Origin of the sequence: Gilliamella bombicola (assembly GCF_900094945.1) — a bacterium.
Classification (GTDB): domain Bacteria; phylum Pseudomonadota; class Gammaproteobacteria; order Enterobacterales; family Orbaceae; genus Gilliamella; species Gilliamella bombicola.
This window is the reverse complement of record NZ_FMAQ01000008.1, coordinates 38772-61356: the sequence shown is the minus strand read 5'-3', so window position 1 is coordinate 61356 and position 22585 is coordinate 38772. Positions and strand designations below refer to the sequence as shown.

General features: G+C 35.8%; 18 protein-coding genes and 1 tRNA gene. 10 read left to right on the top strand and 9 right to left on the bottom strand.

All coding sequences use genetic code 11. The features are described from left to right. Positions 1-417: 417 nt before the first annotated feature. The 3 genes from GA0061081_RS07665 to GA0061081_RS07655 all read left to right on the top strand — a co-directional run bounded on the left by GA0061081_RS07665 (position 418) and on the right by GA0061081_RS07655 (position 2689). The gene (locus GA0061081_RS07665; RefSeq protein WP_209435389.1) at positions 418-1662 is read left to right on the top strand and encodes a DUF262 domain-containing protein; all 1245 of its coding nucleotides are present in this window, start codon (positions 418-420) and stop codon (positions 1660-1662) included. Further along, the gene (locus GA0061081_RS07660) at positions 1655-2377 is read left to right on the top strand and encodes a hypothetical protein (protein ID WP_091349390.1); all 723 of its coding nucleotides are present in this window, start codon (positions 1655-1657) and stop codon (positions 2375-2377) included. The genes GA0061081_RS07665 and GA0061081_RS07660 overlap by 8 nt, the downstream gene beginning before the upstream one ends. 235 nt (positions 2378-2612) lie before the next feature. Continuing rightward, positions 2613-2689 (top strand) — tRNA-Met (locus GA0061081_RS07655). Positions 2690-2725: 36 nt separating this feature from the next. Here GA0061081_RS07655 and metF read toward each other — a convergent pair. The 4 genes from metF to GA0061081_RS07635 all read right to left on the bottom strand — a co-directional run bounded on the left by metF (position 2726) and on the right by GA0061081_RS07635 (position 8476). Beyond that, positions 2726-3604: a methylenetetrahydrofolate reductase [NAD(P)H] gene (metF, locus tag GA0061081_RS07650; RefSeq protein ID WP_091349312.1), complete on the bottom strand. Its 879-nt coding sequence runs from the start codon at positions 3602-3604 to the stop codon at positions 2726-2728. A 131-nt stretch (positions 3605-3735) separates the two neighbouring features. Beyond that, a complete protein-coding gene (metE, locus tag GA0061081_RS07645; protein ID WP_091349307.1) occupies positions 3736-6009 on the bottom strand; it encodes a 5-methyltetrahydropteroyltriglutamate--homocysteine S-methyltransferase in 2274 nt (757 codons plus the stop codon). A 176-nt stretch (positions 6010-6185) separates the two neighbouring features. Then, positions 6186-6737, bottom strand: a complete 552-nt coding sequence (locus GA0061081_RS07640) for a YagU family protein (RefSeq protein WP_091349305.1) — start codon at positions 6735-6737, stop codon at positions 6186-6188. A 635-nt stretch (positions 6738-7372) separates the two neighbouring features. Beyond that, the gene (locus tag GA0061081_RS07635) at positions 7373-8476 is read right to left on the bottom strand and encodes a restriction endonuclease (RefSeq protein ID WP_091349388.1); all 1104 of its coding nucleotides are present in this window, start codon (positions 8474-8476) and stop codon (positions 7373-7375) included. A 256-nt stretch (positions 8477-8732) separates the two neighbouring features. Between GA0061081_RS07635 and recN the strand changes: the two genes are divergently transcribed. The 5 genes from recN (at position 8733) to GA0061081_RS07610 (ending at position 13599) form a co-directional block, all read left to right on the top strand. Then, positions 8733-10394, top strand: coding sequence for a DNA repair protein RecN (gene recN / locus GA0061081_RS07630; protein WP_091349302.1), 1662 nt, complete (start codon positions 8733-8735; stop codon positions 10392-10394). Between the two features lie 51 nt (positions 10395-10445). Beyond that, positions 10446-11672: a bifunctional phosphopantothenoylcysteine decarboxylase/phosphopantothenate--cysteine ligase CoaBC gene (gene coaBC, locus GA0061081_RS07625; RefSeq protein ID WP_091349298.1), complete on the top strand. Its 1227-nt coding sequence runs from the start codon at positions 10446-10448 to the stop codon at positions 11670-11672. After that, the gene (gene dut / locus GA0061081_RS07620) at positions 11656-12114 is read left to right on the top strand and encodes a dUTP diphosphatase (RefSeq protein ID WP_065566139.1); all 459 of its coding nucleotides are present in this window, start codon (positions 11656-11658) and stop codon (positions 12112-12114) included. The genes coaBC and dut overlap by 17 nt, the downstream gene beginning before the upstream one ends. Next, on the top strand, positions 12111-12704 hold the full coding sequence (gene slmA / locus GA0061081_RS07615; RefSeq protein ID WP_091349295.1) for a nucleoid occlusion factor SlmA: 594 nt from the start codon (positions 12111-12113) through the stop codon (positions 12702-12704). Before dut ends, slmA begins: the two co-directional genes overlap by 4 nt. Before the next feature lie 61 nt (positions 12705-12765). Next, a complete protein-coding gene (locus GA0061081_RS07610) occupies positions 12766-13599 on the top strand; it encodes a mechanosensitive ion channel domain-containing protein (protein WP_091349292.1) in 834 nt (277 codons plus the stop codon). Positions 13600-13658: 59 nt separating this feature from the next. On the opposite strand, the gene cysE is transcribed toward GA0061081_RS07610, so the two are convergent. Further along, positions 13659-14438, bottom strand: coding sequence for a serine O-acetyltransferase (gene cysE / locus GA0061081_RS07605; RefSeq protein WP_209435392.1), 780 nt, complete (start codon positions 14436-14438; stop codon positions 13659-13661). Between the two features lie 629 nt (positions 14439-15067). Here cysE and GA0061081_RS07600 point away from each other — a divergent pair. Next, positions 15068-16549 carry a SulP family inorganic anion transporter gene (locus tag GA0061081_RS07600; RefSeq protein WP_091349286.1) on the top strand — a complete coding sequence of 494 codons (1482 nt, stop codon included), beginning with the start codon at positions 15068-15070 and terminating at the stop codon, positions 16547-16549. A 134-nt stretch (positions 16550-16683) separates the two neighbouring features. On the opposite strand, the gene GA0061081_RS07595 is transcribed toward GA0061081_RS07600, so the two are convergent. Then, positions 16684-18153: a glycoside hydrolase family 32 protein gene (locus GA0061081_RS07595; protein ID WP_091349282.1), complete on the bottom strand. Its 1470-nt coding sequence runs from the start codon at positions 18151-18153 to the stop codon at positions 16684-16686. Positions 18154-18413: 260 nt separating this feature from the next. Between GA0061081_RS07595 and GA0061081_RS07590 the strand changes: the two genes are divergently transcribed. Next, positions 18414-19373, top strand: coding sequence for an aminoimidazole riboside kinase (locus GA0061081_RS07590; protein ID WP_091349279.1), 960 nt, complete (start codon positions 18414-18416; stop codon positions 19371-19373). A 106-nt stretch (positions 19374-19479) separates the two neighbouring features. Here GA0061081_RS07590 and ispC read toward each other — a convergent pair whose 3' ends face one another. From ispC to deoC, 3 genes are read right to left on the bottom strand one after another with little or no spacing between them, the layout of a single operon-like run. After that, positions 19480-20658 (bottom strand): 1-deoxy-D-xylulose-5-phosphate reductoisomerase, encoded by a 1179-nt coding sequence (gene ispC / locus GA0061081_RS07585; RefSeq protein ID WP_091349275.1) that lies wholly within the window; start codon positions 20656-20658, stop codon positions 19480-19482. Between the two features lies 1 nt (position 20659). Next, positions 20660-21421 (bottom strand): DNA-binding transcriptional repressor DeoR, encoded by a 762-nt coding sequence (deoR, locus tag GA0061081_RS07580; protein ID WP_091349272.1) that lies wholly within the window; start codon positions 21419-21421, stop codon positions 20660-20662. A 57-nt stretch (positions 21422-21478) separates the two neighbouring features. Next, positions 21479-22144: a deoxyribose-phosphate aldolase gene (gene deoC, locus GA0061081_RS07575; RefSeq protein ID WP_091349269.1), complete on the bottom strand. Its 666-nt coding sequence runs from the start codon at positions 22142-22144 to the stop codon at positions 21479-21481. Positions 22145-22585: the final 441 nt, after the last annotated feature.

Sequence of the window (22585 nt, the reverse complement as noted above, 5' to 3'; positions counted from 1 at the left end):
GCTCTAAAATAAAACTAAGCAATTAAAAAATTATGTTAATTACAATTGGATGATTATTTATGGCTTACTACACCAACATCTTTTCACCAGAACAGTATTAAGCTAAATAGATTAGCTATAATAACCTTACTCTTTTGTAAAAAATTAACGTGTTTACTATAAAAATAGTTCAGGTATAATTTTGATTTTATTGAATTTTTATTTTTTAACTTTTTAACTTTTTAAATTAAAATCATATGGTTATAAAGTGATGTACATTGGGATTTAGGAATTTTGGTAACATTCTAAACCTCATTATGATACAGGATATTGGAAAAATTATCCGTTATACGTATATAATAAATTCGTTCAAAATATAGCAGATTTGTTAATTAAAACCGCGATAGTTGTTTTCGTATTGTTAATCATGAAAAATTTATGGCAGGTAATTTTATGGAAAACAGGGTTTATTATGGAGAGTATACTTTAAAACATTGGATTGAATTAATCTTGAATAAAAATATTATTTTACCTGATTATCAACGACATTTTGTTTGGAGTGATGAAAAAGTAAAAACATTAATACAAACTTTTTCAAATAAACAATTTATACCTCCTGTAACAATCGGCGCTTTTAAAATCGATGGTAAAAATGATAATTTAATTCTTGATGGACAACAACGCTTAACAAGTATTTTATTAGCTTATTTAGGTCTATATCCAAATAAAGACAAATATTCTAAGCCGTTAGAATCATATGTTAGTGAAAATGATGATGAAGATGATGATGAAGATCCATGTATATGTGAATGGACTTTTAGAGAGCTTACAAAAAAAGGCAGCAATAGAGATGATTTAATTAAGAAGATAAATAATGCAGAATATAAATCGCTAGATTTCAATCTGGACGATGAATTTTTTGAAAAAAATTTTTTGGGTTTTTCTTATTTAGTTCCTGATATATCGGATGACGCTAAAATCCAACAAAAATACTATTCTTCCGTTTTTAGAAATATCAATATTCAAGGTCAAACACTGTTACCCCAAGAAAGTCGAGCCTCATTATATTTTTTGGATAAAGAATTAACAAATTTTTTTACACCAGATTTTTGTCAAAAAATAACGGTAAAAAACTTTGGTAATAAGGCTAAATTCGATTTTGTTAGATATTTATCTCTTCTTTCGCATTATTTTAAAAGTCAAAATAAAAATATAGTTGCACGTAGCTATAAATCTAAAATGGAACAATATTATGAACAATATATCTATTGTGTAGTTAATGATGAAGAATCAAAATTATTCGGCAAATTTTCAGAAATTTTTCCTAATAAAGAATATAGTTCACGTTTTGAACTATTAAAACAAACAATAAACAATCTCAAAATCCCTAATGAATATAGTTCAATTATTGATCTAGATGTATATTTTTTTGGTCTAATATATCAAATTATCTTTAATAAAAATGAAATACCTATCATAGATAATACTAAAATAAAATTTAAAGATGGCGATTCAATAAAGTATATTGAAATTGATGAATTTAAAACAAAAATAGATGAGAAGATTAATATTTTTAAAAAAGGTGCTCATAAAAAATCACCTAGCAACTTACAACATTTAAGAAAACGTATGGAACAATCAATAAAATTATATGAAAAAATTATAGATAATGAAAATGCATAAAAATTTTATTTTAACTCCTATTACAAGCAATTTAGAAATTGCAGTGACTTCCTGCTCAGGTATCGGTAATGGTATTGAAACTTTTCCCCTATGTGACTACATAATGCAATCAATTTTTCTCAAAATGACTGGATTTCAAGAACAAAAAATGAAGTGTATTTGTTGGGATTTAGCAACAGAGGATTACGATTATCGATATCAGAAATTTAGAAATGGTTTAGGAGAATGTTCTCAATATAAAGACAAAAATAATATATATACAGAACTTGTTGAACAAATTAAAAAACATGATCCAAGCTTTGAACATTTTTCTGACGAGGAAAGAGAAAAAATATTAAAAGATACAACACTCGAAATACATAATATTTTCAAAAATACTAATTTGTTTTACTGGAGCACAAAAAAATATTATGAATTTGAAGATTTTTGGAAGACTATTACAATAGATCATTTTGCTAAAGGTACTTTATTTTTAGCTGAAAATAAAAATAACTTTTTAAAAGAAAAAATATATGAAAAACATCTATATCGTCATAGAAATAGATGTGCTCATAATATATTGTGTGTTCAACAACACTTGCCATCATTAAAAACACTTGTTGATAATGATTATAAATATGAAAATTATTTTATATGGTTTGCCACACTATCTCTTATAGATAATATTTTTATTAATTTGTATAAGAAATATTTAGATTTATATAATAAAAATTAATGTTTTTATGTAAAATCATAATAGCTATTGGAAAGTTTCTATTTTGAAATCGCTAGGTTTTATATGCCTTTTAGCTTTAATGAAAGACTACAGTTATTGTTAAAAATTTTTATGTCACTTTGTGTTTATGTAAAAAAATACACCATATTTACTCAATAGTGTTTAAAAATGGCGCGATTGCGTTAAATAGGTATTGCTTTATTATTTAATTACTATAATATGGTCACCTCTTTGACGCGGGGTGGAGCAGCTTGGTAGCTCGTCGGGCTCATAACCCGAAGGTCGTTGGTTCAAATCCAGCCCCCGCAACCAATTCCTATCAATCCTTGATATATCCTTTTTTCTAAATCACTGTTTTGTTTTTGGCACAGCTAATAATGTTGCAACAGCTTCGCTAATGCGTCTGGCTATGTAGCTATTGTTCATGGTGTACAAATGAATGCCGTCCACATTTTGTGAAACTAAATCAACAATCTGATCGATGGCATAAGCAATACCCGCATCACGAAATGCATCGGGATGATGTTCATATTTTTCCATCATTTGTTTGAATTTTTTAGGTAAATTCACCCCACACATCGATACCATGCGCTCAATTTGGTTTTTATTGGTCACTGGCATAATGCCGGCTTCGATCGGCACATTAATGCCCATATCGTGTGCTTTATCTAAAAATGCATAAAAATAGTCATTATCAAAAAATAGCTGTGAAATAAGTTGATCAGTACCCGCATTGACCTTTTCTTTTAGGTGGATCAGATCTTGTTTTAGGGTTGATGCTTCAAGGTGTCCTTCTGGATAACATGCACCAATCACGTTAAAATCACCGTTTTCTTTAATAAATGTCACCAGTTCGCTGGCGTATCGAAAATCATCTTTGGGCGGTACATTTGCGCTGATGTCACCACGCAAAGCAAGCACATTATCAATCCCTGCACATTTAAGGTCGTGTAGGATTTTTTGCATCTCGGCTTTATCAAAATTAATGCCCGGTAAGTGAGCAACACTTTCGATGCCATAAGTGTGTTTTACCGAGTGGGCAATATCAATGGTGGTTTGTCCATTTAAGCTACCACCCGCACCATAAGTGACACTGATAAAATCGGGTTTAAAATAACCAAGCTCTCGCAGAGTGCTGTAAATGGTTTCTAAAGGTGATGTTTTTTTAGGTGGAAAAACTTCAAAAGAGAACACCGTTTTTTTATTAAATAATAGATTTGTTTTCATTTTTATCATCCATTCGTTATATCGCTTATTTTCCTTATTGACATTTCCGCCGCCCAAATAGGCGGCGGAATTGTCAGCATCGTAAAATACGATGTCTTAATAAATAAGCTCAGTTCTTTATAAAACAGTGCTTAATTGAGTGTTTTCCTTACTGCTAATGTAGCTTCAACAAGATGCTGTAAGCTTTCAACCACTTCTTTTTCACCACGTGTTTTTAAACCACAGTCTGGGTTAATCCATAATTTTTGTTTATCGATCTTCGCCAGTAACTTTTCGATCGTCGCTTTAATTTCAGCAACAGGTGGAACGCGTGGCGAATGGATATCGTAAACACCTGGCCCAACTTCGGTTTTAAAATTATTGGCATTGAGCACATCAATTAATTGCAGATTAGAGCGAGAAGCTTCGAACGAAATTACATCAGCATCCATGGCATCAATATCTTTAATGATGTCAGCAAATTCGCTATAACACATATGTGTATGAATTTGGGTATCAGCTTGTACTTTGCTATGTACTAATCTAAATGCCGGAATCGCCCAATCAAGATATTCGCTGTTCCAATCCGCTTTACGCAGTGGTAATTTTTCTTTTAACGCGGCTTCATCAATTTGAATAATCTTAATGCCTGCAGCTTCAAGATCTAACACTTCATCACCAATGGCCAATCCAATTTGGAATACCGATTCTTTTTGCGAAATATCCTCACGTGGGAATGACCAGTTAAGAATCGTTACCGGTCCAGTTAACATCCCTTTAACTGGTTTATCTGTCAGACTTTGTGCATATTTTGAATATTCAACCGTAATCGGTTTAGATCGTGAAATATCACCCCAAACAATCGGTGGCTTAACGCAACGTGTACCGTAAGATTGTACCCAAGCTTTTTCGGTAAACACAAAGCCATTTAAGCTTTCGCCAAAATATTCGACCATGTCATTACGTTCAAATTCACCATGCACTAACACATCAATGCCGATCTCTTCTTGCAATTTGATACACTCAGCTATTTTTTGTTGATTAAATTCAGTATATTGATTCAAGCAAATTTCGCCTTTTTTGAATTTAGCACGATTTAAACGCACATCAGGTGTTTGTGGGAATGAGCCAATGGTTGTAGTTGGTAATAGTGGTAAATTAAAGGCTTTCTTCTGCGCCGCTTCACGCACTGAAAACTCTGGTAAACGGGTAAAATCAGACGCATTTAATGCCGCCACTTTTTGGCGAACCGCGTGGTTTGCACCTTCACGTTCACGGGTAAATAGTGTTTGATTAGCTTTATAAGTCGCATTATTTTCAGGATTTGCTTCTTTAAATAACTGACCTAGTTCAGCAAGCTCTTGCAGCTTTTCTTGGGCAAAAGCAAAATAAGCACGTTGTTGAATGGTTAATTTGGTTTCATTTTGCAATGTATAAGGAACATGCAGTAATGAACAAGACGTATTAATGACAATATTTGTGGCTTTTTGTTTGATTTTACTAAGTAAAGCTAAAGTTTTTTGGTAATTGTTTTTCCAGATATTTTTGCCATTAACAACACCGGCAAATAATACTTTATCAGCAGGGAAGCCATTATTTTCAAGTAAAGCTAATGATTGCTTACCTTCGACAAAATCAAGCCCAATACCATCAAAAGGCAGTGCCACTAATTCTTTATAACAATCACGCACATCACCAAAATAGGTTTGTAGAACAATTTTGGTGTTACCTTTAACTGATAAAATCGCTTGATAAAGTTCGGTAAATAAGGCGATATCGTCTTTATTTAGATCGGTCACTAAAATTGGCTCATCAATTTGGATCCACTCAGCACCAAGCGTTGTAAATTTTTGGATGATTTCTTGATAAGCTTTAATAATATCGGCTTTAAAATCACCAAGCTGTTTTTTACCTAAATACTGCGCTAATTTAAAAAAGGTTAACGGCCCAACCACAACCGGTTTGGTTTGCACACCTAGCGCTTTCGCTTCTTGATATTCGTCAAAAGGTTTCGTACCTGTTAACTTAATTTGTACTGAATCTTCTATTTCAGGAACTAAATAGTGGTAATTGGTATTGAACCATTTTTTCATAGCCAGTGCGCGCACATCGCCTTTTTCGCCCTGATAACCACGTGCCATGGCAAAATAACGGTCAAGCTCAGGTAAACCTAAATCTTGGTAACGTTTTGGAATAACATTAAGTAAACACGCTGTATCTAACACCGCATCATAGAATGAAAAATCATTAGATGAGATAAAAGCAATTTTTTGAGCAGCTTGTTGTTTTAAATGCTCAGCTCGTAACGCTTTGGCTTCGTTTAATAATTCGGCTTGAGTTTTATTACCTTTAAAATAGGCTTCTGTTGCAAATTTAAGTTCACGAAGCTTACCAACACGAGGATATCCAATAACAGCAGTATTCATTTTTATTTCCTTTTATCCATTTTCTTATAGTGATAAAAAGATAACAAAAAAAATAGGTATTGAATAATTCTAGTTTTTTATTGATTGTTATAGTTTTTAACTATATCAATTCAAATAAAAAATCCCACTATGGTTAAATAGTAGGATTTAATATTAACTGATGAAAGCTAAGCCAATTATTGACGCCACTCACCATGAATTGGTCTTGCAAAATGAGCAAGTACTGCAATCATACACACTTCGATCGATACACCCCAATAGATATGACCTAGAATTTCACTCCAAAGTTCATAACCATTTAAGTTCCATAACCAACCAACCGTACCTTCCGCATCATAAGCAGGATGACGGAAACCAAGCAATGGAATTAAAAAACCGTGCATCACAACAGTAATAATAATGCCGTACAATGCCCCATACCATAAGCGGATTTTGTTGCAATAATATGCACCTGCAACATAAACAAAGGCGAAAGCAAAACTAAATAACCAGTGATAAAGTGTCACTGCACCTAAAACGCTTGCCCCTTGATAAATATAATCAAGCGAGTGAGAGTTAATCCCAAGCCAACCCAGCCATGCATCAATATGTGCCGCAGGTGGAGAAATTTCACCAGGTACTCGTGGAGGCATATTAACTTCTGAACCCCATTTTACTAATGAACTGAAAAATCCGCCGATAATTGTTGTCCATATAATTACTTGGCGATTTGTTTTATTTCCAAACATACTTAGTTTCCCATAGTTATAATAAATAGGTGTTCAAATTATACTACTGTGTAATTTTAGATAAAAGAAGAATAAGTTGGGGGGAGGTGTAAAAGTATTTTGATGAGTGGTGGTGATTATATAATCCTAGCTTAAATGAATCAGATATCATGATTATTTGCTATTAGACGATATAGATAGGCTTATGAATCTTTTTTACAATGTGATAAGTTTATTTGTAAGCTAATAAAATATGGTAAAGTTTTAAAGTTTGTTAGGGATCTTTTAGCTAACTTAGGGTTGTCAATAAAATCAATTATTCTTGTTCCGTGGAATGAAACCTACTTATTCTGCATTACTAGAAGGATGCTCAAGTATTGGTGTTGATCTGTCGGTTATTAGTGAAAAAAACTATCTCCGTTATGTAGATTGTGCATTTCGGATGTTAGATGAATTAGTAACATTAATTTTTGATGCATATAAAAATAAAAAATATCGTTATAATTTGTGATAGTCATTATTCCATCATAAAACGAAAATAAACCAACCAATAAAAAGGTGAGTTTATTCATTCAACTGATTAATCGCGATTAAAGATTAAATTCTAATCATTTGATTAACAAATTATACTCTATATGGGTAACTAACCTTTTATTTTAATCTTCAGTCTGTTCTTCAAATACTGACATATCAATGCTAAGTAATTCTAAAGAATGATTTCGTTTAATACCTACTCCATTTTCAATAAGTAATTCAATTAATCGAGTGCCATCAATTAAAGTAATTGGGGCGGCACCCGGATAATTCGCAGCTTCGGCACAACCAGATGAAAATTTGCCTGTTGTGATTAATGTACCTCTAATTGCTTTATGATAAGGCAAAGCCCCTCTTAACTGATCAATCAATGGGCGATTAACAGAATTTTGCATGCGTTTTACCTGAACGACTTCAGTAATACGCGTAATACCCACTTGCACATTGCCAACAACATCAATTCCTTTATCTCCAGATGCTTTCGTCACATTCACATCTTCATAACCCATCGCTTGTAATAATTGACCAATTAATATTTCAAAATGATATGGATTCATATTCTGTAACTGTTGTGATAATAATAGTTTTTGCTGCTCATTATATCGAACAATAGAATCCATAATATCATCTAATGGATCGCATAGCTTCCCTTGTGGCGCTGCATCTAACCATTTCCGACCACTATCTGTTATTTGATAAATAATTCCTTCACGTTTTAAGAGTTTTCGATCAACTAAATTTACAAGGCGAGCATATAACGTAGATTTACATGCTTGTTCACTATTCCACTTAGAATTTTGACGTAAATAAGTCATCCATTCTGGTAATAAATCTCCATTTTTAGCTTGTCCACGAACGCTAAGCAATTCTAATAATTGCAATATGCCTTCTGAATCATCTAGTTCTAGCCAAACATCTTTATCCCCCTTTAAAAAAGCTCGCCCTTTTGGTGAAGGTTGCCAATAACCTTGCATATCGACAGTCATTAGATCGCTATTATTTATAAACAAATAAGCACCATAGCTATGGCGAGGATTTAACACATGATTATCCTGCACCCATATTTTATTTGCTATTTCAGCATATTCACCACTTAGTCGTTCACTAATCCAATCATCAGGTTCTGACCAGTCAACTGGATTCTGTGGAGTTCCAGACTGGCCACGAATATCACTAATCATCCCGTGTACAGACTTTTTACTGTAACCTGATACCGCTTTAATCATTGCAATAGTTCGTGCATATGTTGGAAATAGTGGCGTTATTGTCTTATGCTTCACAGCTGATTCCTTATGTCTTCGAGAGAAGATAACATATTAAAAATAATTAATTAAATAATGACTATTTTTAATTAATCTAAAGTTTAATTGATTTTATAACAAAAAATAAGTCTCATAAACAAAAACACAAACCTGTATTTATTTACAGTGTTTTTACTGCTATACTGCCAATATGATAACTAGCCTTATGTATTAATTTATTATGATAACTCAACTAACTATTAATAATTTTGCTATTGTAGATCAGCTTCTTGTCGACTTTACTACTGGGATGACCGCTATTACGGGTGAAACGGGCGCAGGGAAGTCGATTGCTATTGATGCATTGGGATTATGTTTAGGTAATCGTTCTGATGCTTCATCTATTCGGCATGGCGCTGATCGTGTTGATATTTCGGCTTGTTTTGTGCTTGATGATACGCCAGCGGCTTTTGCTTGGTTACGCGAAAATCAACTTGATGAGGGTAATGAGTGCATTTTACGCCGAGTGATTAATCAAGATGGGCGTTCTAAAGCATTTATTAATGGTCGTGCGGTACCTATTTCGCAATTAAAAGATTTGGGGCAAATGTTGATTCAAATTCATGGGCAACATGAACATCAGCGCCTGTTACGCAGTGATTATCAACAACTGTTACTCAATCATTATATGAATGAGCCCACCTTGCTTGCCCAAATGCAGCAAGCCTATAGACAGTGGAAAGAAGCAACACGAGCTTATCAGCAGTACGAAACCTCACGACAAGAGCGTGATGCGCATATGCAGCTTTTACAATATCAATTGAAAGAACTTAATGAGTTTTCGCCAATTGAAGGGGAATATCAACAAATTGACGAAGAATACAAACGATTATCTAACAGTGAACAATTAATCAATCTAAGCCAACAATCTGTGATGTTGTTAGATGAAGCCGATGAATATAACGTCAGTAATTTGCTTAGTAGTGTTAAAAATAGCGTTCAAGAATTGGTTGAGCTCGATCCAACTTTAAATAGTGTTTGTAATATGCTGGAAGAGGCATCAATCCAAATTAAAGAAGCAAGCGATGAACTTCGTCATTATAGTGAACGTTTAGAGCTCGATCCTGCTCGAGTCATGCAACTTGAACAGCGGTTATCAAAACAAATTGCTTTAGCGCGTAAGCACCATGTCACCCCTGAAGCATTGCCCGATTTACATCAAACCTTGTTAACTGAATTTAAACAGATCAATCAGCAAGATGAACAAAGCGAACAACTTAAAACCGATATTACCAAATACCATCAACTCGCGGTTGAAATTGCCACAAAATTGCATCAAAAAAGATTAACGATAAGCAAAACTTTAGCCAAAAAAGTAACCACTATTATGCATGACTTATCCATGCCTAATGGACAATTTAGTATCGATGTCACTTTTGACGAAAACCGATTAAATGAAGACGGTGCCGATCAAGTCACCTTTTTAGTCAGCACCAATGCTGGGCAAAGTCCACAACCGCTTGCTAAGGTGGCCTCTGGTGGTGAGTTATCACGTATTGCCTTAGCTATTCAAGTTTTAACTGCGCAAAAAATGGATACACCAGCATTAATATTTGATGAAATTGATGTCGGTATTAGTGGATCAACTGCCGCTAAAGTCGGCCAGTTATTAAGGCAACTGGGTGAATCAACGCAAGTGATCACTGTAACCCACCTGCCACAAGTTGCTGGGCAAGCAAATCAGCACTATTTTGTTAACAAACAAACCAATGGCAAACAGACTTCAACTGATATGCAAAAGCTAGATAATACTGGACGTTTAAACGAACTTGCTCGCTTATTAGGAGGAGACAAAATTACTGACGCAACATTAGCCAATGCGAAAGAGCTACTTATTATCTAGCTGAATTGTGGTAATATAGCGCTTTCATCTTGATGTGAAGGAAGCTTGATCATGAGTCTATCGGGTAAACATATTTTGTTAGGCATTACTGGTGGTATTGCCGCTTATAAATGTCCTGACCTTGTTCGCCATTTAAAAAAAGCGGGTGCGCAAGTACGTGTTGTTCTGACTGATTCTGCTAGCCATTTTGTGACTAAAATGACTCTGCAAGCTGTTTCTGGCAATCAGGTTTCCAGTGATCTCTTTGATCCATCAGCCGAGCTGTCTATGAGCCATATTGAACTGGCCAAATGGGCTGATTTAGTCCTCATTGCCCCAGCAACGGCCAATATTATTGCCAAAATGGCTAACGGCATTGCTGATGATCTGCTGTCAACAGTCTGCTTAGCAACCCCATCGCCAATTGTTATAGCGCCAGCCATGAATCAACAAATGTATAAAGCGGCAGCAACGCAACATAACTTATCAGTATTGGCCTCAAGAAATACCTTAATTTTAGGGCCTGACAGCGGCTTTCAAGCCTGTGGTGATATAGGGCCTGGGCGAATGTTAGAGCCTGAAACGATTGTTGAAAATATTAGGCAGTATTTTTCAACCACTGCTGCGCTTTCAGGTATATCTATAACCATCACGGCAGGCCCAACGATCGAAGAAATCGATCCAGTTCGTTACATTAGTAATTACAGTTCAGGAAAAATGGGCTTTGCAATTGCAAGTGCAGCAGCGCAAATGGGCGCTACCGTTACATTAATTAGTGGACCGGTTCATTTAGATACGCCAAATGGTGTCAACCGAATTAACGTTAAAAGCGCTAAACAGATGTATGAAGAAGCATTAAATTATGCGCAAAAATCAACTATTTTTATTTCGTGCGCGGCGGTTGCCGATTATCATGCCAAAACAATTGCGACACAAAAAATCAAAAAAACTAGCGATAACAATGAACTTATTATTGAATTAGTGAAAAACCCCGATATTGTAGCAAGTGTCGCAGCACTAAAAACGAATCGTCCTTTTGTGGTAGGATTTGCTGCCGAAACTCATGATGTCAAAACTTATGCACTAAAAAAATTAACTACAAAAAATCTAGATTTAATTTGCGCTAATGATGTTTCAGACAAAACCATCGGCTTTAATTCTGATCAAAATGCATTAACACTATATTGGCAAAATGGTGAGCAAACGTTACCATTAAGCAACAAACAACAATTAGCAATACAGTTACTTGAAGCAGTTATAACACGATATAAAGCGAGTCATGATGAAAAGAAAAATTGATATAAAAGTATTAGACAAACGTTTAGGAAATGAATTTCCACTACCTACCTATGCAACCGAAGGTTCAGCAGGTATTGATTTGCGTGCAATGTTTGATAAAACCACCGAAATCAAACCCGGCGAAACCATCTTAACGCCAACAGGTTTATCGATGCATATTGCTGATCCTAGTTTAGCTGCCTTAGTATTACCACGTTCTGGACTTGGTTCAAAAAATGGTATTGTGCTTGGTAATTTGGTTGGTTTGATTGATTCGGATTATCAAGGCCAGTTATTTGTTCCTGTTTGGAATCGTAGTCAAACGCCTTTTGTGATTGAAGCTGGCGATCGAATTGCCCAACTAATCATTGTTCCGGTTGTACAAGCCGAATTTAATATTGTTGATGAATTTATTGAATCAGCACGCGGAGAAGGTGGATTTGGACATTCGGGTAAAAAATGATTGTGACAAATAAAAATAAAAATCGCAAAGAAGATATCTTACAGGCCTTGGCAAAAATGCTTGAATCTAATGAAGGCACTCAACGCATTACAACAGCTAAATTAGCTGCAACAGTAGGTGTTTCTGAAGCGGCGTTATATCGACATTTTCCAAGCAAAACAAAAATGTTTGAAAGCTTAATTGTCTATATCGAAGATATTTTGTTGTCTCGCATTAATGTCATTATGCAAGAAGAGCCCAATACCTTTACACGCTTACAACTTATTCTTGCGTTGATATTAGGCTTTTCTGAAAAAAACCCAGGATTAACCAGAATTATGACGGGGCATGCATTAATGTTTGAACAAGACCAATTACAAGAACGTATTAGCCAACTATTTGAACGAATTGAAATCCAAATCAAACAAGTTTTACGGGAGCGCAAAATACGTGAAGGTGTTGCTTTCATCACAGATGAACGGATTTTGTCTAGTCAGTTATTGGCTTTTTGCGAAGGCATGATGGCGCGTTATTCTCGTTCAGGTTTTAAATATCTACCAACTACTAATTTTGATACACGTTGGACTTTATTAGTTAAACAATTGGTTTAGCCAATTTTGCACTAAAACACATTGATAGAAATTACTATTCCGAATTACTGAGGATAATAAGATGAATTTTGAAGGTTTCTTAAATTACACCCTTAACTTTATCAAACGATATGATGGGGTTGTATTTAGCTATATCGCTCATTTCTGCTTTGCTATTCTTATTTTTGTTATTGGTAGAACTATTGCTAGATTTATTAGCAACCAATTAAAACGGATATTATTTAAACGGCACGTTGACCCAACGGTTGTTAAATTTGTCAGTGCTTTGTCGTACTATGCCGTTATTGTTATGACATTAGTGGCGGTTTTAGGCCAATTAGGAGTACAAACGGCTTCTATTGTTGCTATCATTGGTGCGGCTGGTTTAGCTGTTGGTTTGGCGTTGCAAGGTTCGCTATCTAACTTTGCGGCTGGGGTGATTTTAATTATTTTCCGCCCATTTAAAGTAGGCGAAACAGTTGTAATAAATAGCCAACAAGGCGTGATTGATTCAATACAGATCTTTTCAACATCGATGATCACATCAACTAACGAATTAGTGGTGATACCCAATAGTCAGGTCGTCAACACCAATATTATCAACTATACCCGTTTACCAGAAAGGCGTTTAGATTTGGTCATTAATGTCGGCTATGATTCTGATATTCAAAAAGTTTACCAAGTGTTAAAGCAAGCGGTTGATAAAACACAAAACATATTAACATCCAAAGAGCCAACGATTCGATTAGATGTGTTAGATGCTTCCTCAATGAATTTTAATGTATTAGTTTGGACATTAAATGAAAACTACGGAGCAGTAAAAGGGGATCTGCTTGAAAATATCAAAAATGGATTAACTGCAAATAATATTAATATTCCATATCCAACAATGGATGTAAATCTTAACAATAAATAATCCGTTATAAAAATGCCGTCGATACAAATCAACGGCATTTTTCATTATACGCATCGCAATTAAATATCTTGATCCATATTTAAAGCAGGCTTATCGCAATCAGGGCAACCCACCACTTTTGCGGGCACACCGGCAACGGTAGTATGTGGTGGCACAGGATCTAACACCACAGAACCCGCACCAATTTTAGCGCCTTTGCCTATTTCAATATTGCCTAAAATCGTGGAATGCGCACCAATCATTACACCCTCACGAATTTTTGGATGACGATCACCATTTTGCTTACCGGTGCCACCTAAAGTGACGGATTGCAAAATAGAAACATCGTTTTCAATTACCACGGTTTCACCAATCACAATTCCTGTCGCATGATCAAACATTACCCCACAGCCAATTTTTGCCGCAGGGTGAATATCCACACCAAACACTATCGCAATCTGGCTTTGTAAAAAAATGGCCAATGATTTACGGTTTTGCTTCCAAAGCCAATGTGCAATTCGATAAGCTTGTAGTGATAAAAAACCTTTGTAATAAAGAAGAGGGGTTGAATAATAGTTGGTTGCAGGATCACGAATATAAACCGCAATAATATCACTTACTGCAGATTGGATAAGGCGTTGATCAGCTTGATAAGCCTGCCGAGCAATCTCACGAATCTCAATAGCAGGCATTACTTGTGTTGCCAGTTTATTAGCTAAAATATAACTTAATGCACTGCCTAAATCCTCGTGATTGAGTAAAGTCGCGTGGAAATAACTTGCCAGCATTGGCTCGCTTTCGACTAACTCAAAGGCTTCTTGCCGAATGGTTTGCCACAGCCGTTCGGGTTTTACAACTATTTTTGCATCGCTCACAACAAGTCCTTATACACAATAACTAAAATTGTTCACATTGTTTCGCAAACTTAACCTAGAAGCAAGTTTTGTATTCATTTATCATCACGTTAAAAAGCCCAAAAGAGCCAATATAGATAGCATCACCTTATTAAAAAAAGCCTCTTTGTAAGTGGAATAAAGTATATTAGATCAAACCAAATAAAGGCATAAAAAACAGATCTAAAACATTGTTTAACCGCCAATGCCTAATCCCATTTTCAATTTTGTCTATTTTACTTTTAATGATGACGGTTAATTCCGTCATTAAATCCTATAATAAATAGATCTATGACATCGGCATCATTTAAATTTGTATGGTTAGATTAAAATTTTTAAAACAATAAAATATTATAACTTTCAACGATAATAAGAAAATTAGCCATTGTACAATGGGTTAAGTTCTATTATTATAAAAATATAATTTCATTATGGAGTATACCTGTGTAACTTTTTGCGCGTTCTTTCTATTAATAATAATTATAGTTACTCGCGTGATGCACAGAAGTCATATCTTTCCTATCAACTTTTGATAACCTTATAAATGCATTGCTTCACGCGGCAATTTTCCTTTTTTTCAGTGGTGATTAAATTCAATGCAATCTTTACGCACACAATGGTTTTCCAATATCAAAAATGATGTTCTATCGGGCATCGTTGTAGCACTTGCCCTTATTCCTGAAGCAATTGCTTTTTCTATTATTGCCGGTGTTGACCCTAAAATGGGGCTGTATGCGGCTTTTTGTATAGCGGTTATTACTGCTTTTGCCGGAGGTCGCCCGGGTATGATATCTGCCGCTACCGGTGCAATGGCGCTAGTGATTGCTGGACTGGTTAAAGCACATGGGGTTGAATATTTGCTTGTTGCGACAATCTTATGCGGTATTTTTCAGATTATTGCCGGTTTTCTTCAATTAGGGAACTTAATGCGCTTTGTTTCTCGTTCTGTGGTAACAGGTTTTGTTAATGCATTAGCCATCTTAATTTTTTTAGCACAACTTCCTGAGCTAACCAATGTCACATGGCATGTCTATGCAATGACCATTGCTGGGCTTGGCATAATTTATCTGTTCCCTTATATCCCCAAAGTAGGAAAAATGATTCCTTCACCACTACTTTGCATTCTTATTCTTACCGGTATCTATATGTATTTTGGCATGGATATACGCACGGTGGGTGATATGGGTACATTACCCACTAGCTTGCCTACATTTTTACTGCCCAATGTTCCTTTTAACCTTGATACCTTATTGATTATTCTGCCTTACTCTCTTTCATTAGCCATTGTCGGCTTATTAGAATCAATGATGACCGCAACCATTGTAGATGATATTACCGATACACCGAGTGATAAAAACCGAGAATGCAAGGGGCAAGGTATTGCCAATATCGTGACAGGATTCTTTGGCGGTATGGCTGGATGCGCGATGATTGGGCAATCAATTATCAATATGAAGTCTGGCGGACGAACGCGTCTATCCTCATTTATAGCCGGAACTGTACTTTTATTATTAGTAGTTTTTTTACAAGACTGGGTAAGCCAAATTCCAATGGCTGCGTTAGTAGCTGTGATGATCATGGTTTCCATAGGAACCTTTAGCTGGGACTCGATTAAGAACCTTAAATCGTACCCACTTTCAACCAATATTGTGATGCTGGCAACTGTAGTTGTCGTTGTATTTACCCATAACCTTGCTTATGGCGTATTTGTTGGGGTATTACTAGCATCACTGTTTTATGCCAATAAAGTCGCTCATTACCTACAAATTCAAACTGAGCAACCCAGCAAGGAACAACGTATTTATACCGTGTATGGACAAGTATTTTTTGCTTCTTCTACCAAATTTATTAGCTCATTTGATTTAAAAGAAGTTGTACAAAAGGTAACAATTGATCTTACCCACGCACATTTTTGGGATATAACCGCTGTAGCAGCTTTAGATAAAGTGGTAATTAAATTCCGCAAAGAAGGGGCACAGGTGGAAGTGTTAGGGCTAAATAAAGCCAGTAGTACAATTGTAGACCATTTTGGCGTTTATGATAAACCCAAGGCGAAACAAACACTAAATAATCACTAAACCAATAGGTAATAAAAAATAGCTGCATTGATAGTTTTACTATCATGACTTATTGGTTGTGATTATGTGGAATGAAACAATAAAAATACAGATTTTAAAACGAAAATTCACTGCCAATAGGCAGTGAATAGACATTACGCATAAATAGGCTGCAATTGCCAACTTTCCAATTTTGTTACTTTCGCTTTTCCGTTTTCAGCAAAGAGGTTGATAACTCGCTTGGCTGGTAATTGCGGGTAAATACGACTAGTGAGACTATACAAATCATCATTAACAAAAACCTCGACAGATGAGGCATCAACAAAAATATGCAAAGTTAGCTTATCTGTTTTTGGTAGCGGTACGCTACGATAACCGGTTAATTCAAGACCGGATAAACTGCGATCAAGTATAATTCGCTCGGATTGTAAATCAACATATAGTAATGTTGCTTGTTTACCATCTTCTGTGGCTGCAAGCTGCAAACCAAAACGCTCAGCATCGCTTTGGATTAAATCAAACTCAACGTTAATCTCACAGCTAATCGATTGAATATCGGTGTTTTTAAGCTCGTTTTTTAAGAGGATATTACTTAGCGATTCTGGTTTTTCGCGCAATGCTTCAAGTTCTTTAATGGGGCGATTACGAACATAATTATCCTTATCTAAAAACAATTCACGCGGCAAAGTAAAAGCGCCTACCCATTTATCTTTTTTACTTGGCATGGTCGATTCCCACATATCCATCCAAGCGAAAACAATACGACGCCCATCAGCCGCAAGAAATGATTGCGGTGCATAAAAATCGTGTCCAAAGTCCATTTCTTGGAACGGTTTAATGATTGAAAATCGCTCGCCTGGTTGCCAATTACCCACAATATAACCTGATTGGAACAAATTACGATATTGATAGCCTTTCGCTTGCATACCTTGTGGTGAAAACATCAACACCCACTTATCACCAAGGGGAAAGAAGTCAGGACATTCAAGCATATACACATTTGGATCGATATGACTAACAACAACATGATCGAACGTCCAATTTGTTAAATCACCTGAACGATAAAGCAATACTTCACCCACATTATCTGGGGTTCGTTGCCCTACCACCATCCACCATTGACCATCTTGTTGCCAAACTTTGGGATCACGAAAGTGCATAATCCCGACTTTAGGCGCAAGTACCGTACCGTGTTTTTCAAAATGAATACCATCTTGGCTACTTGCAAGGCATTGAGTTTGGCTTATCTGCTCGTCATCACCTTGGCCACTCAACCAAACATGTCCAGTATAAAATAAACACAGCTCACCATCGTTATCAACAGCAGAGCCCGAAAAACAACCGCTTTTATCAAATTCTTGATCAGGGGCAATTGCGATTGGTAATCTACGCCATGTCACCAAATCATCGCTAACAGCATGCCCCCAATGCATTGGACCCCAGTTTTCATCGTAAGGATGATGCTGATAAAAAGCATGATATTGCCCTTTAAAATAGATCAAACCATTAGGGTCATTCATCCAACCAGATTGTGGCGCTAAATGAAAATGTGGGTAATACTGTTTATTAACAAGCTGCGCTAATTTGTTAACTGCTTGGTTAGCTTTATCGATAGCACTAGACATACAATCCCCTTATTAACCCAATATTTGATAGCATTAATCGTAGCCGGATTTACCTGTTAACATTAACCTATGGTAAAATAGCTCACCAACAATGTGACAAATGTCATACTTTTTAAATATTATCCATGATTTTTTTGATCGACGATTTATCCTATTATTAACCTTTGATCAATATATATCAAACAATAAAACCCTAACTTATTTATACAAAAACCAAAATATATTCACTGAATTTAACTAACCACAAATTGAGTCATAAAATGAATAATACTAAAGTTTGGTCTCTTGGAGATGCCGTTATTGATTTATTGCCATTTGGTGATATGAATTATAAAGCTTGTGCTGGCGGCGCACCGGCTAATGTCGCAATTGGTATTGCAAAATTGGGTCTACCCTCCGCTTTTATTGGCCGTGTTGGGAATGATCCCTTTGGTCATTTTATGGAAAAAACGTTCCTTGAATATCATGTGGATTGCCAAAGCCTTGAAAAGGACGAACACTATAAAACAAGTACTGTTGTTGTTGATTTAGGTCAAAATGGGGAGCGGAGTTTTACTTTTCTTGTTTCACCTTCTGCTGATCAATTTTTGTCTCAGCAAGCGATACCTGATTTTAAACAAGATATTTTACATTTTTGCTCTTTGGCACTCGTTGGTCACACTTGTCGGCAAACGCTTAAAACAGCCATTGAAAATCTTACCGCTAAAAATGGATTAATTAGCTTTGATGTTAACTTGCGTGAGCAGATGTGGGCAAATAAAGATGAAATGCGCACAACTATTACTCAATTTTGTCATGATGCCGATATCCTTAAACTATCAGATGAAGAATTATTTTGGCTGACGCAATGCAATGACTGGCATGAAGCATTAAGTAAACTACAACAACACTATAAAGCACCATTAAAGTTAATCACTAAAGGTAAAGATGGCAGTATTGTATTATGGCAAGGTAAAACTTTTTCGTTTGATTCGTACCAAGTAAATAGTATTGATACCACCGGTGCGGGTGATGCCTTTGTAGCAGGGCTACTTAGTAGTATTGCTTCATCAGGAATGCCTGAAGATAAACTCATGTTAGAAAGCATGATGACGATAGCTAGTGCTTGCGGTGCCTTAGCGACAACCCAAAAAGGCGCGTTAACAGCACTCCCCGATAGCACATTTTTACAATCATTTATTAGCGATAATCCAACATTAACGGCTAAACAAATCGCTTAGTCAAGAAAAGCATGAATAAGGGCAGCCAACCACATTTTCAAAATAAATTGTGCTCAGCTGCCCTTATTGCCTATTTAATTCACTGCTTATAAAAATCAAATCGTCTTTAGTACCCGCCACATTGCGATCTTGCCCACTGGTCAATTATAAAAACTTCGTCAATGGTGGTTGGATCAGGGAAAGCTAATTGATCTAATACCTTTGCTACATTTTTGGCAATATCCATAAAACCAATTTTATGTTGCAAAAATGCTTCTACCGCAATTTCATTGGCTGCGTTAAGTGCCGTTGTGGCAGCTTGCCCTTGATTAGACGCTTCTATTGCCAATTTTAAACAAGGATAACGATTAAAATCAGGCTGTTTAAACGTTAAAGCCGAAATTTGACAAAAATCCAAAGGTGGTACACTGGATAGAACACGATCGGGATAAGACATGGCATAAGCAATAGGTGTGCACATATCAGGCACCCCCAGTTCTGCCACCACACTACCATCTTGATAACGTACCATGGAGTGAATAATCGATTGCGGATGAATAATAATTTCCATTTCGTCAGCACTTGCATTAAATAACCAACGTGCTTCGATATACTCAAGTCCTTTATTCATCATGGTTGCCGAATCCACAGAAATCTTTTTACCCATCGACCAGTTAGGATGTGCAACCGCTTGCGCTGGCGTAACCGATGCAAGCTTATCTATTTCCCAATCGCGAAATGGCCCACCAGAACCCGTTAAAACTATTTTAGTAATACCCTGTTCAGCCAAATTAGCAAAACCTAAATTATGCTGTACCGTCATTGGCAAACTTTGAAAAATCGCGTTATGTTCACTATCTACCGGTAACAGCTCAGCGCCATACTCTTTAACTGCTTGCATAAACAGATGCCCACAAGTCACAAGTGATTCTTTATTGGCAAGTAAAATACGTTTACCTTTTTTAATTGCCGCAAGGGTTGGTTTTAGCCCTGCAGCACCAACAATAGCGGCCATCACTTGCTCTACTTCGGGCAACTGCGCTAAATCACAAATGGCTTGCTCACCGCTTAACACTTCAATATCCAATTTTAGATTGGCAAGATTTGCTCTTAGCTCATCAGCTACTTGCTCTGTTGCCATGGCAACATATTTAGGCTTAAATGCCAAACATTGCTCAGTCATTTTGGCTACATTATTGCCACCCACTAAGGCATATGCCTTAAACAGATGTGGATTTTGAGCAATAACCGCTAGCGTACTGCAACCAATTGAACCAGTCGACCCTAAAATTGTGATATTTTTCATATTAATACATCAGTTTTATATTATGGTTATTGAAAAAAGAGATAAATTCCTTAGTGGGGGCTTTATCGGTAATAATTTGATTAAACAGCGTTAATTCACTAATCAAAGCCGGTTTAACTTGATTAAATTTAGTATGATCGGCAATCAAAATACGCAGGTCAGATTGTTTCATGGCTTGCAACTTCATATCAAGTTCATCAAAATGATAACAAGTGACTCCTCGTGATATATCAACCCCAGCAGCTGAAATAAACGCTTTATTTGGGCAAATCGAATTTAATTGGCAATGCTGTCCAATAGAGGTAAAAATAGCATTATTAACCTGATAATAACCACCACATAAAATTGTCTTACAATTAGGTTTATTTTGTAATGCTAAAAATGCGTTTAATGAATAGCAGATAGCGGTAAAGGTTATTTCATCATCAATAGCATCAATGATAAAAGGGATTGTGGTACCGCAATCAAAAAAGACAGTATCATTTGCATAAACAAGTTTGCTGGCTAGTTTAGCAATATGTAGCTTTTCGTTAACTTGTTTATCTTGCTGATCTGAAACAAAATATTGCGTTGCTTGATAACGAGCTTCACTAACAATATAACCGCCTAAAACCGTTAATGATGTAGGAATATTATTTAAATCTCGTCGAATGGTCATTTCTGAAACAGCTAACAACTTAGCCGCCTCTTTTAAATGAACCTTATCTGTTTTTTTTAAAATTTGAATCAGGTCATTAATTCTTTTTTGCGATTGCGTTTCCATTCAGTTTCCATCAATATCAATAAGCGACATAAAGTAGCTTATTGATAAGTTTATTGATTAATAACTGCTTGATGATGTGGTATCACCCGATACAATAGCAATGCCTGCGCTTGCACCTAAACGCGTTGCCCCAGCTTGAATCATTTTTTCAGCGGTTGCACGATCGCGAATACCGCCCGATGCTTTAACACCCATCTCTTTACCTACAGTGTCGCGCATTAATTTAACATCCTCAACAGTTGCACCCGACACGCTAAAACCAGTTGATGTTTTTACAAACGCAACGCCAATTTCTTTACAAATTGTACAAACTTTGACAATTTCTTCTTTGGTTAATAGACAGGTTTCTAAAATAACTTTTAATGGCACAACGCCACAAGCTTTAAATACTGCTTCAATATCATGTTTAACCGCATCGAAATCATTGCTTTTTAACCAACCTACATTAATAACCATATCGATTTCTTGAGCGCCAGCTTTAACCGCCATTTCGGTTTCGAACGCTTTAGCGCTAGTGAGCATGGCACCAAGTGGAAAGCCAACCACCGCACACACTTTTACATCACTGCCATTAAGTAAGCTTGCCGCTAAAGGTACATAGCCTGAATTTACACAAACCGAATAAAAATGATATTGTTTGGCTTCATCACAAAGCTTACGAATTTGATCTTCTGTCGCATTCATTGCGAGTAAAGTATGATCAATATACTTTGCATAATTCATAACGAGATCCTTAAAATGTCTTTGTAATAATGTTTAATTAAATATTGTTAGTATCTAAATAAATAGAGATGTTATAAAAATAACAAATATAGCTAAATGTTGTTATTTTTATAACATTATGGCGAAATTGTTTGAAATAGTACAGATAAAAATCTGTGTTTGAGTTTAAGCTTTTTTTGAAATAAGTAACATTTATGTCAACGCTTAGGTTTCGGCAAATTTTGATGCCGGAATGAGACAAAGAAAATAAGCTATTGTTTTTTTGTTAAAAACAGAAACAAAAAACTTTAATAAAATCAATACCTTTTCTGACCGATTTTTACTATGTTTTTTTATGGATTGCCGTATGGTTATCTTTTAACTTTGTTTTGAGGGCCAAGTCAGTTGGTGTATAACTAAAATCAAAAATCATTCGCACCCCAGTCGGGAAGTTGCAACCTA